Annotated in this window: 16 protein-coding genes and 1 tRNA gene; 5 read left to right on the forward strand and 12 right to left on the reverse strand. The window is 63.9% G+C overall.

Features of this window, described 5'->3' with window-relative positions; genetic code table 11:
* Positions 1-98: 98 nt before the first annotated feature.
* Entirely contained in the window at positions 99-677 is a 579-nt protein-coding gene (locus tag P6U27_RS34880; protein WP_407193439.1) for a hypothetical protein, read from the forward strand.
* Position 678: 1 nt separating this feature from the next.
* Here the strand turns inward: P6U27_RS34880 and P6U27_RS34885 are convergent, their stop codons facing one another.
* On the reverse strand, positions 679-945 hold the full coding sequence (locus P6U27_RS34885; RefSeq protein ID WP_407193440.1) for an oleate hydratase: 267 nt from the start codon (positions 943-945) through the stop codon (positions 679-681).
* Complete coding sequence (locus P6U27_RS34890; protein WP_407193441.1) at positions 911-1,009, reverse strand: oleate hydratase; 99 nt, start codon at positions 1,007-1,009, stop codon at positions 911-913. Before P6U27_RS34890 ends, P6U27_RS34885 begins: the two co-directional genes overlap by 35 nt.
* Before the next feature lie 197 nt (positions 1,010-1,206).
* Here P6U27_RS34890 and P6U27_RS34895 point away from each other — a divergent pair, with 197 nt between their 5' ends.
* Both P6U27_RS34895 and P6U27_RS34900 read left to right on the forward strand, forming a co-directional pair.
* Positions 1,207-1,548 (forward strand): DUF3088 domain-containing protein, encoded by a 342-nt coding sequence (locus tag P6U27_RS34895; protein WP_407193442.1) that lies wholly within the window; start codon positions 1,207-1,209, stop codon positions 1,546-1,548.
* A gap of 337 nt (positions 1,549-1,885) precedes the next feature.
* Positions 1,886-2,197, forward strand: coding sequence for a hypothetical protein (locus P6U27_RS34900; RefSeq protein WP_164936791.1), 312 nt, complete (start codon positions 1,886-1,888; stop codon positions 2,195-2,197).
* Between the two features lie 36 nt (positions 2,198-2,233).
* Here P6U27_RS34900 and P6U27_RS34905 read toward each other — a convergent pair whose 3' ends face one another.
* From P6U27_RS34905 to P6U27_RS34935, 7 genes are all read right to left on the reverse strand, one after another.
* On the reverse strand, positions 2,234-3,505 hold the full coding sequence (locus P6U27_RS34905) for a flavin monoamine oxidase family protein (RefSeq protein ID WP_407193443.1): 1,272 nt from the start codon (positions 3,503-3,505) through the stop codon (positions 2,234-2,236).
* 9 nt (positions 3,506-3,514) lie between these two features.
* A complete protein-coding gene (locus P6U27_RS34910) occupies positions 3,515-4,222 on the reverse strand; it encodes a RibD family protein (RefSeq protein ID WP_209295498.1) in 708 nt (235 codons plus the stop codon).
* Between the two features lie 19 nt (positions 4,223-4,241).
* Positions 4,242-4,916 carry an FABP family protein gene (locus P6U27_RS34915; RefSeq protein ID WP_122405921.1) on the reverse strand — a complete coding sequence of 225 codons (675 nt, stop codon included), beginning with the start codon at positions 4,914-4,916 and terminating at the stop codon, positions 4,242-4,244.
* 184 nt (positions 4,917-5,100) lie between these two features.
* Positions 5,101-5,349: a hypothetical protein gene (locus tag P6U27_RS34920; RefSeq protein WP_122405922.1), complete on the reverse strand. Its 249-nt coding sequence runs from the start codon at positions 5,347-5,349 to the stop codon at positions 5,101-5,103.
* Positions 5,350-5,641: 292 nt separating this feature from the next.
* Positions 5,642-8,335 carry an EAL domain-containing protein gene (locus tag P6U27_RS34925; protein ID WP_129142795.1) on the reverse strand — a complete coding sequence of 898 codons (2,694 nt, stop codon included), beginning with the start codon at positions 8,333-8,335 and terminating at the stop codon, positions 5,642-5,644.
* Between the two features lie 227 nt (positions 8,336-8,562).
* On the reverse strand, positions 8,563-9,327 hold the full coding sequence (locus P6U27_RS34930; RefSeq protein WP_407193444.1) for a DUF2182 domain-containing protein: 765 nt from the start codon (positions 9,325-9,327) through the stop codon (positions 8,563-8,565).
* Between the two features lie 78 nt (positions 9,328-9,405).
* The gene (locus P6U27_RS34935) at positions 9,406-10,038 is read right to left on the reverse strand and encodes a DUF1326 domain-containing protein (RefSeq protein ID WP_407193445.1); all 633 of its coding nucleotides are present in this window, start codon (positions 10,036-10,038) and stop codon (positions 9,406-9,408) included.
* Between the two features lie 495 nt (positions 10,039-10,533).
* Here P6U27_RS34935 and P6U27_RS34940 point away from each other — a divergent pair, with 495 nt between their 5' ends.
* On the forward strand, positions 10,534-11,004 hold the full coding sequence (locus tag P6U27_RS34940) for an aminoacyl-tRNA deacylase (RefSeq protein WP_174221614.1): 471 nt from the start codon (positions 10,534-10,536) through the stop codon (positions 11,002-11,004).
* Between the two features lie 115 nt (positions 11,005-11,119).
* Positions 11,120-11,539: a CBS domain-containing protein gene (locus P6U27_RS34945; protein WP_122405926.1), complete on the forward strand. Its 420-nt coding sequence runs from the start codon at positions 11,120-11,122 to the stop codon at positions 11,537-11,539.
* A 276-nt stretch (positions 11,540-11,815) separates the two neighbouring features.
* On the opposite strand, the gene P6U27_RS34950 is transcribed toward P6U27_RS34945, so the two are convergent.
* The 3 genes from P6U27_RS34950 to P6U27_RS34960 all read right to left on the reverse strand — a co-directional run bounded on the left by P6U27_RS34950 (position 11,816) and on the right by P6U27_RS34960 (position 13,011).
* Positions 11,816-11,891 (reverse strand) — tRNA-Phe (locus P6U27_RS34950).
* Between the two features lie 186 nt (positions 11,892-12,077).
* Positions 12,078-12,260 carry a DNA gyrase inhibitor YacG gene (yacG, locus tag P6U27_RS34955; protein ID WP_122405927.1) on the reverse strand — a complete coding sequence of 61 codons (183 nt, stop codon included), beginning with the start codon at positions 12,258-12,260 and terminating at the stop codon, positions 12,078-12,080.
* 121 nt (positions 12,261-12,381) lie between these two features.
* Positions 12,382-13,011: a Maf-like protein gene (locus P6U27_RS34960; RefSeq protein ID WP_122405928.1), complete on the reverse strand. Its 630-nt coding sequence runs from the start codon at positions 13,009-13,011 to the stop codon at positions 12,382-12,384.
* Between the last annotated feature and the right edge of the window lie 8 nt (positions 13,012-13,019).

Below are 13,019 nucleotides of genomic sequence, written 5' to 3' on the forward strand. Positions count from 1 at the left end.
GACTTGCAGAACAAACGAGATCGCAACCAATTTGCGATACGATCGTTATGGTGCGGAACCTTTCCGCCGCCACGGCCCTCTGGCACACGAGCCCGACGATGCGCCTCTGCCGACCGGTCCTCGCCGCTTTGACCGTGGCTCTGGCAAGTCCTTGTTTTGCCGAGACTTCCAAACCCATTCCGCTCGACAATCCGCAGTTGCAGCCGAACGCCTTCATCGATCTGCTGGCGCTGATGTCCGGCCACTGCAAGACGTTGAGGGTCGCAGGCCGCACCTTCCCGTGCAAGACAGTGGCCTATGCCCACGGCGACAAGGGCCGGGTCAATTTCGCGGTCGCGGTCGACGATCCCAGCGACGACAGCCACGTCGTGTCGTTCTCGGGCGAGAACGGCAAGCGCGCCGACGACAATTCTTACGAACTGCCGATCGACCGCATGCTGCTCAACTCCAAGGACCGCCCGAGGGTCGACGGCCTGCCGGTGCCGGCCGAGCAGACCTCCACCGGCATCTGCCGCCAGACCGGCAATTTCGCCGCCAGGAAGGTGCACGACGTCACCTGCTCGGCGACCGACAGCGATGGCCGGACCTACGAGCTCCTATTCGTCTCCGACGGCACGCCGGTCAGCGTGCGCCGCATTCGCCAGTCGGCACCGTCGATCCAGGACCCGTTCAAGTAGCTCAGATCACGGCGAGCGACCAGACGTGCCCTGGAGTGCGCAGGGTTCTCCACGTTGAACGCGACCATCTCCTCGCGCTGAGGCCGGGATGTTCGAGCGAGGGAATGCTCGAGAGCAGATCCCAGGTGCATTCGTAATGGTCGGTGGTGAGCATGCGCCCGCCGCGGAGCGAGTAGGCGCCGTTCGCGAGCTGCGTGCCATTCGAAGCTGCCGCCGACCAGCGGCTGCGCCTCCTAGATCGCGATGTCGTGCCCCGACAGCTGCGCATCGCGAACGAGGAACGCCGCGCCCGCGAGCGATCCAATGCCACCGCCGATGAAATACGCCTTCATGACCTGCCTCGACGTCCCGTTCGAATGTCGCGGCGACATTGCATCGCGCGGCGCGCGGTCAAAGTTGCGCTTGATCAAGGGCAGGCTGCCTGTAGATCACTTGAGTTGAGCCGATTGACTGATTGGCCTCGCCATGGCGTCCTTTCACGACGTCAGTGATTCCCCGGTGACATCGCGGCCAAGCTTCGGAACGACCCATGACGCGCGACCGCCTGTTTCTGCTGCAGCCCGGTTTCGAGGATCCGGCTTTTCCCGGCCAAAGCTTCTATTGCTGGCACTGCGCGCTGATCGAGAGCGTGCTGGCCTCGTTTCCACAGCTCGCCGAAAAGCTCGATGTCGAACGAATCCCCTGGCCACGGCCTCGGCAAGCCGTGATTGCGCTGGTCGGCGAGGAGAACCAATCGCTGCCCCTGCTCGTGCTCGCGACTGGGGCGACGTCGCCGCACCAGACCGGCAGCCACCAGGGCCGCGCCTTCATCGCCGACAAGGACGTCGCCGCGCTCTCCGAGCGCCACGGCTTTCCCGATCCGCATCCGTGAGAGTGTGCGCGAAAATTTGCGTGCTCACTCCCGTGTCGCGGACGCGCTGCAGCGTTCCTTGCGCTGCTGCGCAGAGCCGGGACCCACGCAGCCGACACACCAGGAACATGGGCCCCGGCTCAGCATCGCATCATCTAGGAGACGCTGCGCTGCGTTCGGGGCACAAGTCCGCAGCCGACGCATCGTCATGCGAAGATAGAACGCGCGGCATTCGAACATTCACAGACGTTAACGCGTGTTGATCGGACCTCACATCTGCGTCGTTTCGACGCCCGCACTGGCGGGAACACGCTGGATGCTCATCTGTTGTCACACGACATTCAACTGGAGTGATGACATGAAATATCTCATTGTCGCGATGGCCGTCGGCGCTGCGGCGCTTACTGGCGGATCGGCGGCGAACGCAGCCGGTGGCACGAGCGCCAGGCAGACCGCGCAGGAAAGCCAGTCCACCGACATCAGCGCACAGCGCAGGCACCATCGCTGGCATGGTCACCACCATCATTGGCGTCCTCATCACGGCTATTACCGGCCCTATTACAGAAGCTACGGCTATTACCCGCGCCACGGCTATTACGGCGGCGGCCCCTATGGGTACTACGGCGGCGGTCCCGGCGTGACGTTCAGCTTCGGCGGCGGACGCTGGTAAGACGCAAGCGGCCCGCAGAGATGCGGGCCTCTTTTGCTATCCCTGCAAGATCATCCCCGCCGTCTCCAGGCCACTCGCGAGCGCCGCCTCGACCGTGCCCATGTCGCGGCCGCGATAGAGTGCTTCGCCGGAAAACAGCACCCGCCCGCCTGCACGCGAGAGGATCGCTTGTGCCTCGCGCGTCCGCGGCGTCGCCCACGAATAGGCGCCGCGCGCGAAGCGATCATGCGCCCAGTTGGCCGCAGCTCCGGCCACCAGCTGGCGCGCGATGTCATCGCGCGGCAGGCTGAAGACGGCGGCGAGCGAGCCAAGCCCGGCCTCGATCAGGCCTTGCGGATCGAGGCTTTCCAGCTCCATCGTGCGCGGACCGCCGAACCAGCCCGTAAGCACGGCATGCTGGCTCGGATATTGCGTCCACCACACCGGGATCGCCTGGTCCGACAGCAGGAAGGTCATGTCCGCAAGGTCTTCCTTGCGCTCGCGCCACCATGGCCGTGCGAAGCGCAGTACGATCTTGATGACATTGCCAAAGCCGATGTCGTCGGCAGCAGCAAGCTTCGCGCGCGCCCCCGCCGTCAGCGCGATCTCGCGCAGCAGCGGCAGCGGCACGGTGAGGATCACGCGATCGCAGGCATGCACATCGCCGCCGGCGCATCGAACGGCTACCGCGCCGCCCTCCTCCGCAATGGCCGATACGACGCAACCGAGACGGATAGTCACGCCGTGCCTGCGGCAGTCGGCGGCCAGCACGTCGATCATCGCGCCGTATCCACCATCGATGCGCGCCTGGGGAGCGTGTCCGCCATCCATCCATTCCGCGCGCAGCGCTAGCGTTGACGCGCGCTCAGGATCGGCCGCGTCATACCCCTCGACCATCCGTTCGATCGAATGGCGCATCGACGCGTACTCGTCCCCGGAAAAATGCCGGCGCAGGAAGTCGGCGACCGTGAGGTCGTCCTTCAAGTCCCCTAGCACGGCCTGAAGCTCCGCTTCGTGAGGATCGAGGCGATCCTCGCGCGAAAGCTTCGTCCCGTCAAAGCTCCACTGTTCGCCTTCGATCTCCTGAAGCGACAGCGCGGCCTCGCGCAGGAGTGCGCGCGTGACCGGCGCCTCGCCATGAACGAACTCGGCGCCGCCATCGGCGGGATAGCCGAACTCGGAGACCGGTAGCGGATGAATGCGACCGCCACAGCGCTGGCGCGCTTCCAGGATCGTCACCTTGCGGCCGGCACGCGCCAGCTCGCGCGCCGCCATCAGGCCGGCCGCGCCCGCGCCGACGATCACGATGTGCTCGGATGTATCGGACATGGCCGCGCCTTACCGGCTCGCGGCTTGAGGATCGTTCTCGATCAGATATCGCAGCAGCAGGACGCCGCCGCCGAGCTCGCGCGTGCTCTCCAGCGTCATCGCCGTGATCGGCGCGCGCCGCTCGCTGTCCGCCTCGGTCGAATCGAACACGAAGGGGGCGCCTTTCGCGCCGTCGATCGCGGGGCTGAGGACCAGATTGAATTCGTCGATGAGGCCGGCGCGCAGGAACGCGCCGTTGGCGACGCCGCCGCCCTCGACCAGCAGACGCTTCACGCCGAGTTCATGGCTGAGAATGTCCAGCGTCAGGGCCAGGTCGATCTCGGATTTACCGGCAAAGATGTAGGACACGCCCTCGCCGCGGAGGCCAGCGAGATGCGAATCCGGAACGTTCTCGGTCAGCACGACGACGATCGGATCGCCGCCGATGTCCGCACGCCCCCAGCCGATCTTGCCTTGGGCATCGAGCACGACCCCATAGATTTTCGCATCGCGCTGCGCAAACCAGTTCTCGCGTGGAAATTTCGCGTTCGTCGCGGGATAAGGCTTGCCCTTGGCGAACTCCGACCCGGTGACGCGGCCGATCACCCAGGCATCGCCGCCGAGCTCGTCGTGGATTTTTTCGAACCAATCCGTGCCTGCGCCCTTCGGACGCCAGCGGCTGGGATGTGTGCGGCCGTCGAGGCTCGAGTGCATCAGACAGATGACATACGGCTTCATGCAATCCTCCGAGTAGCGCTCAGGCCGCCGATCCATCGCCGCCTGCATTCTCCTTGGCGCGCGCGTTCACGATCAACGCCAGCGGATTGAGCTTTGGCGGCGCGACGAGCTGGAGCGTGTTGGTGTCGCGATGATTGAACGGCGCGCCGCGCACGAACAACTCGGTCTGGATCAGATAGGTCCAGCTGCCATCGTCGTTGAAGGTGATGTCGCAGCGGTAAGCATCGGTGCGGAAGGCCTGTTCCAGAAAATCGGTCGAGCAGATCCCGTAAGCGGTGTCGCCGCGCTTGGCCGTGACCGAGATTGTCCTGTCATCGGGCCCGGCCTTGCCCGAGGCCAGCAGCACCTGTCCGCGCGGGATCGCCAGCGTCTGCATGACCAGACCGGTCGCCGGCTCCCACAGCCAGTAGCCGACCTGGTCGTGGAACGTGATGTCTTCCTCGGGTGTGTTGATGTGGATGTGATAGCGCAGCCCGTACAACAGCTGCGGCCCGTTGGCCTGCGGATCGATCGGATCCATTCGGATGCGCTCGATGAACGTCCGCCGCTCGGGCCCTTCCGCCTTCGGATTGATGTCGATGCCCTTGTCGGCCTGCCAGGTGCCGGCAAGACGGCGGAGCGGGCCGAGATTGGCAAGTCCGTCGGGCGAGACGTCCTCGGGCTCGGTGAAGATATCGGCGGGAATGGGGAGCATAGAGGCCTCGCGGGGTTGTCGGGGCCACCAATATCACAGGCAGGCGCGGCGTGAATTCAACTCATGCCGCCGACAGGCATTCGAGCCATGCGATGATGCTCGTTGCATTCGGCCCCGTCCTCGAAGCGACAGCCTGCAGGCTGCCGCCGTTGCTGACGTTGCCGGTGTAAGCCGCAAGCCACTCTCAAGCCGCCTCCGACGTTGATCTCGCACGCTGCTCGAGCATGCCGATCGTCGCGACCAGATTATCGCGTCGGGCGCGAAGGTTGAGCGCAAGAAGCGGGTAAGTCGGCTGGTGCACGTCGAACACCCCGGCGCGAGCTTCTTCCTCGAGAATATCGGTGTTGATCAGTCGAACGCGCCACCACAAATCCGCGATCAACGCGTCGAGCCGGAGTTCATCAGCAGCACCAGAACGGGACACTTCCTGCATCGCTTGCCTCAACCTGAAACGGCCTCTTCGCCGAGGCCTGGCTTGGGCCCTGCTTGAGCAAGCACAGTGCCAGGAAATGTCGGGCCGCGATCTGGCTTGGGAATTAGCTCCGCGCGGCGCTGCTTCGGCTCTCGTCGGGGGCCGAACGTGTCAGTGGGCCGACCAAGCCTTATCGTCTAAGGCATTCATAATCCGAGGCAATTTATACGAAGGAAGATCACCTGCTCAGCTTCTGCTCTTGGATGCAAGGGCTGCAGTGGCGCCATGATGACAAACGCCGAAGGCATTCGGCTCACGCCGCCCGACCTTTGCGGCGCCCCGTGCGGTCTTGCCAGGAGAGGCCGGCGAGCGGCACGGGCTTGCTGAAGTGAAATCCCTGGCCGAGCGGGATGCCGAGTGATTGGAGCCTTCTGACCTGTTCAGAGGACTCGACCCCCTCGGCGACGATCGACAGCTTCAACGTCTTCGCGAGCTGCACGATGGACTTCAGCACGGCGACGGTCTCGCTTCGATCGATCCGGTCGATGAATGACTTGTCGATCTTGACCTTGTCGAACGGAAACGCCGTCAGGTAGGACAATGACGAGTAACCGACACCGAAATCATCGAGGGCAATGGAGACGCCAAGCGCCTTGAGGCGCTGAAGCGTCTTGAGGTTCTCCTCTGTGTCGGCGAGAAATACGCTCTCGGTGATCTCGAGCTCGAGCCGGGTTTGCGGAAGGCCACTCTCCACCAACGCAAACGTCACGGCGTCGACGAGATTGGTGCCGGCAAATTGCAGGGCAGAGAGGTTGACGGCGACCTTGACGTCGGCCGGCATGCTGGTCGCATCGCGACAGGCTCTGGCGAGCACCTGATTGCCGAGCTCGACGATCAGTCCCCCCGCCTCCGCAACGGCGATGAACTCTGCCGGAGGAATGTAGCCCCTGCTGCGGTGATGCCAGCGCGCCAGGGCCTCGACCGATTTTACCCGACCGGTGCCCAGCTCGATCACGGGCTGATAAAACACCTCGATCTCCTCACGCCAGATCGCTTCGCGCAGCTCGATCTCGAGCACGTTGCGCTGCTCCGCTTCGGCCTTGAGCTCCGCTGAATAGACGTGGAAGCAGCTTCGGCCGGCATTCTTCGACCTGTAGAGCGCAAGATCGGCGTTGCGAAGGATCTCGTCGACCCGCGTGCCGTGCTCGGGCACGAGTGCAAGGCCAATGCTACAGCCGATCACGACCGGATGGCCATCGATATGATAGGGCTCGGCAATGGCCTGGACCAGCCGCGCCGCCAGACTTGCAGCGCCGCCGCGCATCGCGGCCCGGCCCGGCGCCACGATCACGGCAAACTCGTCGCCGCCGATCCGGGCCGCCATGTCGATGTCACGGATCTGCGCCTTGATCCGGACGGCGACCTGCTTCAGGAGCGCGTCGCCGCATTGATGGCCGAGCGCATCATTGACGGACTTGAACTTGTCGAGATCCAGCAGGAGTACTGCAAACGTAGGCTCCAGCGGGCGCGAGCCGGCCAGCGCCTCGTCAATACGCTCCTTGAACAGATTGCGATTGGCAAGGCCGGTCAGGCTGTCGTAGTGCGCGAGCTTCTCGATCCGGTCCTCGGACGCCTTGCGCTCGGTGATGTCCTCGTGGGTGGCGACCCAGCCACCGCTCTCGCGCCGGCCGTAGGAGATGTAGACGACCCGTCCATCCGGAAACTGGACGGTGTTGGACGTGTGCTCCGATTGAGCGAGCCGATTCTTCAGATCGACGAGATAAGCCCCGACGTCGAGCACGGCGGTCTGTTTCGCGAATACATCCCGGAAATCCATGCCGATCCGGATCTCCTCAGGCACCAGCCCATAGAGTTCGAGCCATTGCCGGTTGAACGCGATCAGGCGGTCACGGCCGTCGAACATGCTCAAGCCCTGCGGAAGGTTTCGGAGCGCATCCTCGAACTTGCCGGCAAAATCGCGCAGCTCACGGTGGGCACGATCCAGCGCCTGTTGCCGCCGCCAATGGAATGCCGCGGCGGCCACGATGATGAACGTGAGCAGCAACGTGCCGCCGAGATAGACCTTCTGTCTGAAGGCGGCGCGGGAATAGATCTCCTGCTCCGAAATGCCGACCGTGAGGATGAGCGGAAACGCGAGCGACCTGCGCGCGGTGATCAGCCGGTCACTGCGGTTCGGCCGGTTCTCGTTCCAATATTGTGCATAGAAGCCGTCTCCCAGCTCACCCTCGACGCGGTTCGGCGCGCGTTGTCCCAGCACGGAGCCCTGGTCCACGCCGCGCGCGGCGAGCACGACATGGTTCGCATTCCTGAGCACCAGCGTTCCTCCGGCTCCCAGCTTTGCCGTTTCGTAGAACTTGCCGATGAGGTCCACGCTGATCGAGCCGACGACTACGCCGGCCGGATTCCGGGCAAGGTCGAACACCTTTCTCGCGAGCTGGATGGTCCACTGGCGCGACACCCGCCCCACCACCGGCTTCGCCACGTAGAGGCTATCATCGGCTTGCGCCATGGCCTCGATGAAGTGCTCGCGATCGCCGAGATAGAGCGGCGGGCCGGAATAGCCCGCCGTGGTATCGAGCAAGTAGCCGTCCGGTCCGATCAGCGAGAACTGAACCACGTCGCCACTCGCAATGCGGGTCTTGTCGGACCAGAACTTCAGGCTGAAGGTCAGCGGGTCCTGGGCGTAAAGTGCGCGCACCACCAGCAACGACTGATCGACCTGTTCGAAAATACGTTCGGTGTTTTCCTCGAACAATTCGGCGACGCTATCGCCGTGCGACCGCGCCTGCTCGACCGCGTCCGCCCGCTCCGATGACGTGATCGCGAAGTAGCCGATCCAGACCAGGGGCAGGAAGAACAATGCGATCTGCAGTGGCGCATTGCGCAGAACCGTCAGCGCCGCCCTGCGGAGTGATCTCGGGCGCATGATCATGCCCGCTCGCGCCAGCCACAGCGGCCGAACAGTGCTGATCGCCGAAAACAGCATCGCCTCTCTCCGCCTCGATTGCACAGAGACGGCCACGGCCGAAAGCGGGACGCGGGCCTGTCCATGGCCCGAATCTAGTCAGGACAGCCTTAAGTTTCGGTTGGAACAAAGCTTAGCTTTTGGCTTGCGAGGTCCGTATGACCACGGGGGCATGGCGGCTTTGAGCAGCATGGCGGTGTCCAGGTATTGACAGTGATGGTGTCCTACCACACCCGCGCGGGGGCTTCTCACATCGCGCGTGCAAGCATGATCGCACCGGACAGGATGAGGGCCCCGCCTGCCGCATGGCTCAGTCTTCGGCCAAACGGCAGCAGCTTCTCACCGGCGACATAGAGCGCGATGGCGATGATCCAGACAGGATTCATCACGCCACCGACGAACAACAGGACCATCAATGACCAGCAGCAGCCGACGCAGTAGCTGCCATGGCGAAGTCCCATGCGGAATGCCCCGCGCGTTCCAGGTTGCCAGTGTCGGCTGAGAAATAGCAGTGGGCTGTCGCAGTAGCGCAAGCAGGCATGCTTGAGCGGCGTGAACTGGTAGAGCCCAGCGGCAACCACAATGAGGCCGCCGAGGATGGCGCTGGTGCTTGCCATCGCCATCGACAGCAACCCGAAGCGCTCGAGCGCCCATTGCGTCAGCACCGCGAAGACGCTGAATCCCGCCCATGTCGCGAGATAGCCCGCGAGAAAGATCCAGGCATCGATTGCGGCGCGGGATGCAGTCTCCTGCTTGCGCTTGACGCTCGCATACAAGAGCACGGTGGGCGCCGCGCTCGGCGCCATCATCGCGACCATCATCACCCACCACATCACGAACAGCAGCACTGCATAGTCCGGCGCCCATGGCATCGGCGCCATGTCCGGCATGTCGGCCATCATCTCGGTGTCCATGCCGGCGCCTGCAGCGAGGTAGGCCCAGGCGAGCGCCACCACTGCGGCGGTCCCGATCGCGACGATCAGCCGGTCGCGGTGGAGCAGCTGTTCCAACATCGGGCGCCCCTGCATCGAGTTGTCCAGGATGGCGATGAGGAGCTGACACCGGGATGTCGTCTCGGTGTCAGCGCCGCATCACGCCGCAACGCCCTCGGGCGTCTGCACGACATTGGCGAGCGAGCTGTGCGTACCCCGGGTCTCGAACGAGATCGCGCCGGTCGAGCGGATATTGGCGGACGCGACCTCGGCAGCCCGGTGCTCGAAGCCCTCGGGCATGACCACCTGAACGCGATGGGGAGCGCCGGTCACGGGATTCTTGATCGGCTCCACCTCGGTCTCGAGCACATCGCCGGCGACGAGTTTTGCGATACGGCCATTCTTGTCGAAGGAAAATTCGAACGGCGCGAAAACCGGGTCGCGAATGGTCGTCACGATCAGGCTGAAGATGTGGAACAGCGTGCCCTCGGCCGAATGCTTGCCCGACAGAATGTTGAACAGGGCCTGTCGCTGCTCCGGCGTGGCACGCTGGTCGACGATGGGCTGCATCGTGCCGTTGCCTTGATGCAGTGCGCCGGGGAAATCCACCACGACGGCAAAACAAATGCCGTCGAGCTTGACGCCCTCAAAATGCCCCCTCGTGATCCGCATGCCGACCATGCCTTTGCAATAGCCGTGGGTCGGTAGAGTGTTGAAATCGCAAGGGCAGCCAAACGCGCAATTGCAATTCTTCATCCATTCGCCTTCGAGACGCCAGTCCGATGCAGCCATGGCACATCTCCCAATGTGAGCGGGGACACAGCAGCCCTTGACGAATTTGTTCAGCGTTCTTGTCGAGGCAACGCAAAAAGGGCGCGAGCGGGATCGAGTCCGATCAGAAAGCCGGCATCGCAGAAAAGTATGGTGGCGAGCTGCCGTTTACCGTCCCGGCATCATATCAGCGGCAGCCGGGCGCGTATAGCGAACGGCGTTAGTGGCTCAGGCGCAGCCGGAGATGTTCGACGTCAGGGACGTGGCGCCCCTTCGGCGCTCGCCCGCCCGATACGCACAGCGCCACTCCCTTCAAACCAAAGCTGCGAACTCCTATCCATTTGAGACATAAATACAATTCATCCAGGAAACGGGCCATTTTGCCGGGAAAACGCTCTGATTGCGGCATTCGGGGGCAAGGCCTATGCTGAAGCCCGGCAATCACGCGGCCGCCCATCGTGCGGCGGGGGCAGCCTCACGGTGGATGGCTCGCACACCCATCCGAAAGGCTACGCCATGACCATTGCCCACACATTGCACCGATATCTGGCTGCCGAGAACATCGAGTATGCCGAGATCCCTCACGCCTTCACCATGTCATCCGCGCGCACGGCGCAGGCTTGCCACATCTCGGGCGATCACCTCGCCAAGGCCGTCGTGCTGCGGCATGACGGGGGCTATATGCTCGCGGTCTTGCCAGCATCGCACCATCTCAACCTGCCGGACTTGAAGGAGAGGCTCGGCGAAGATCTTGTGATGGCCAACGAGACCGAGATCAACCGGCTGTTCGCGGACTGCGCGCACGGAGCCGTTCCGGCGGTCGGCCGGTGCTACGGGCTCGATCTCGTCGTCGACGACAGCATCCGCGACCAGCCTCAGGTCTATATCGAGGCCGGCGATCACGAGACGCTGCTTCAGCTCACCCATGCGCAGTTCGCGCGCCTGACGGCCAACGCACCGCATGGACGCTTCAGTATGCACGACTGACGCGGCATGACAGTGGGGATGATTCCCGGCACGCCCGTCGCGGCGACGCGTGCGGTCGCGCCCGGTTCGTTGTATAGTCAAGTCGCGGGGGCTGCGTTCGCAACGGAGGTCCTCCATGAAAGTCAAAGAGGCAATGCACAAGGGCGTCGATTGGGTCAGCCCCGACACCCCGATCACCGAGATCGCGAAGTTGATGCAAGGCCACGACATCGGCTGCATTCCGATCGGCGAAGACGACCATTTGATCGGGATGGTGACCGACCGCGACATCGTCTGCAAAGGGCTTGCGCGCAGGGACTTCAACGCCGCGCGCATGACAGCACGGGACGTGATGACTGAAGGCATCCATTGCTGCCGGGAGGACGACGATCTGGCGAAAGCCGTGCATCACATGCAGACACTGAAGATCCGCAGGTTGCCTGTGATCAACAAGAGCAAGCGGATGGTCGGCATGATCAGCCTGGGTGATGTCGGGCAATCCGCCACGGCAGATTTGTTGACCCAGTGCGTCAAGGGCGTATCGGCGCACCATTGAGGCAACATCGGCTCGATCCGGACCTTCATCGGATCGGTCGCAGCCCCCCCGCGGCCGCGGAGTTCTCTCGAGCGGTGCATTGACTGCACTATAGCTCGGTTCGCCGCACTCTGCGGCCATTTCCGCTCGGGGCAAGCGGCAGTAACCGGCTGGAGCGTTTCCCAACGAAGTGGACACCGGCTTCGCGTAAAACGCGTCAAAACAAGAATCTGGAGCCCCGTTCCGATGCAATCGGAGCGGAAGCGGCCCTCGTCAAACCCGAACGCTGAGGCGGGATGGTGCCCAGGGGCGGAATCGAACCACCGACACTGCGATTTTCAGTCGCATGCTCTACCAACTGAGCTACCTGGGCGTGCTCCAAGAGAGGGGCCAAAGCCCATCGAGCGGGCGGTTTATAGTGGGCTCGGGGCGGCCTGTCCACCCGGCTTCGCCAAGAGGCTTCCCCGGGCACGGCCCGGCTGTGCACAAGGAAGGACGGGCTTGCCGCGATTGGCCGGCGGCGGACCGGACATTCACGCAAAGAATTGATATCGTTTATTTATTCGACGTCATCCGGATCGTCGTCGCGGCCAGGGATGACATAGGAACCCTTCAGCCAGCGGTTCAGATCGACGTCGCGGCAGCGCGAGGAGCAGAACGGGCGGGTGGCCTGTGACTGCGGCTTGCCGCAGATCGGGCAGGTCTTGAGCGGGCTTGCGGGTTTTTTGACTTCGTCGTCCATGACGTCGGCAGTTTACCTGAGGTGAAGGGGTTTAAGCGCCGGCCGGCAAACGGGTTCCTTCGACGGCAACCCCCGCATTCCGCAGGGGCCCGAAGCGGGCTGCGCCGGCTTGGCCGCCGACTCACACTGCGGTGGCGTTGAGCCAGCCGAAACGGATCGGAAAACCTTCGCCACCGAGCAGCGTCGCGGTCTCGTAGAGCGGCAGGCCGACGACGTTGGTGTAGGACCCCACCATCTTGACCACGAAGGAGCCGGCGATGCCTTGCACGGCATAGCCGCCGGCTTTGCCGCGCCATTCGCCGGAGCCGATATAGGCCTGGATGTCATCCTCCGAGAGTCGCTTGAAGCGCACGCGGGTCTCGACCAGGCGCTGCCGGAAGGCTTCGCGCGGCGTGACGAGGCAGATCGCGGTGTAGACGCGATGGTTGCGGCCCGACAGCAAGCGCAGGCATTGCGCGGCCTCGTCGACCAGATTGGCCTTGGGCAGGATGCGGCGGCCGACCGCCACCACGGTGTCGGCGGCGAGGATGAAGGCGCCACGCAGCTCGTCGTCGAGCTGCACCGATTTGAGTGCTGCATCGGCCTTTGCCCTCGCGAGCCGATTGGCGCAGGCGCGCGGCAGCTCACCCCGCCTCGGCGTCTCGTCGACATCGGCTGGCCGGAGCGCGTCCGGCTCGATGCCCGCCTGGTTGAGCAGCGACAGCCGACGCGGCGAACCGGAGGCAAGTACGAATTTGGGGCGGCCTAGCATCAGGTGAT

Origin of the sequence: Bradyrhizobium sp. STM 3566, assembly GCF_045571445.1 — a bacterium.
Lineage (GTDB): Bacteria > Pseudomonadota > Alphaproteobacteria > Rhizobiales > Xanthobacteraceae > Bradyrhizobium > Bradyrhizobium vignae.

Coding starts and splice junctions, on each gene's coding strand:
- P6U27_RS34880 (WP_407193439.1), top strand. CDS start 99: ATGCGCCTCTGCCGACCGGTCCTCGCCGCTTTGACCGTGGCTCTGGCA.
- P6U27_RS34885 (WP_407193440.1), bottom strand. CDS start 945: ATGCGCAGCTGTCGGGGCACGACATCGCGATCTAGGAGGCGCAGCCGC.
- P6U27_RS34890 (WP_407193441.1), bottom strand. CDS start 1,009: ATGAAGGCGTATTTCATCGGCGGTGGCATTGGATCGCTCGCGGGCGCG.
- P6U27_RS34895 (WP_407193442.1), top strand. CDS start 1,207: ATGACGCGCGACCGCCTGTTTCTGCTGCAGCCCGGTTTCGAGGATCCG.
- P6U27_RS34900 (WP_164936791.1), top strand. CDS start 1,886: ATGAAATATCTCATTGTCGCGATGGCCGTCGGCGCTGCGGCGCTTACT.
- P6U27_RS34905 (WP_407193443.1), bottom strand. CDS start 3,505: ATGTCCGATACATCCGAGCACATCGTGATCGTCGGCGCGGGCGCGGCC.
- P6U27_RS34910 (WP_209295498.1), bottom strand. CDS start 4,222: ATGAAGCCGTATGTCATCTGTCTGATGCACTCGAGCCTCGACGGCCGC.
- P6U27_RS34915 (WP_122405921.1), bottom strand. CDS start 4,916: ATGCTCCCCATTCCCGCCGATATCTTCACCGAGCCCGAGGACGTCTCG.
- P6U27_RS34920 (WP_122405922.1), bottom strand. CDS start 5,349: ATGCAGGAAGTGTCCCGTTCTGGTGCTGCTGATGAACTCCGGCTCGAC.
- P6U27_RS34925 (WP_129142795.1), bottom strand. CDS start 8,335: ATGCTGTTTTCGGCGATCAGCACTGTTCGGCCGCTGTGGCTGGCGCGA.
- P6U27_RS34930 (WP_407193444.1), bottom strand. CDS start 9,327: ATGTTGGAACAGCTGCTCCACCGCGACCGGCTGATCGTCGCGATCGGG.
- P6U27_RS34935 (WP_407193445.1), bottom strand. CDS start 10,038: ATGGCTGCATCGGACTGGCGTCTCGAAGGCGAATGGATGAAGAATTGC.
- P6U27_RS34940 (WP_174221614.1), top strand. CDS start 10,534: ATGACCATTGCCCACACATTGCACCGATATCTGGCTGCCGAGAACATC.
- P6U27_RS34945 (WP_122405926.1), top strand. CDS start 11,120: ATGAAAGTCAAAGAGGCAATGCACAAGGGCGTCGATTGGGTCAGCCCC.
- yacG (WP_122405927.1), bottom strand. CDS start 12,260: ATGGACGACGAAGTCAAAAAACCCGCAAGCCCGCTCAAGACCTGCCCG.
- P6U27_RS34960 (WP_122405928.1), bottom strand. CDS start 13,011: ATGCTAGGCCGCCCCAAATTCGTACTTGCCTCCGGTTCGCCGCGTCGG.